This is a genomic window from Monashia sp. HAY1-2A (assembly GCF_056755315.1).
On the sequence record NZ_JBNDHY010000417.1, the window covers coordinates 1 to 271 of the forward strand.

The following is a 271-nucleotide window of genomic DNA, read 5'->3' on the forward strand; positions in this document are numbered from 1 at the left end:
GCCCCGGATGTCGTCCGCGTCCGCGTCGAGCGAACCCGGGGCCAGGGGCAGGGCGGTGTCGAAGTAGCGCACGACGCCCGCCTCGGCGTCGACCGTCAGCTCCCCCGCCGCGAGGACGTCCTCGATCTCCGCGCCGAGGATCGGCAGCCGCAGCCGCCCGGAACCGTGCGCCCAGTCGACGTCGAACGCGTCCGCGTGCCGGGAGGACCGCCCGTGCGTCAGCACGTCCCACCACCAGGCGTTGCGGGAGGGGTCGGCGACGCCCATGTGG

1 pseudogene is annotated in these 271 nt (G+C 75.6%); it reads right to left on the bottom strand.

Features of this window, described 5'->3' with window-relative positions:
* Positions 1-271 (bottom strand): annotated as a pseudogene (locus tag ACPYOM_RS22540) (malto-oligosyltrehalose synthase); the annotation flags it as partial.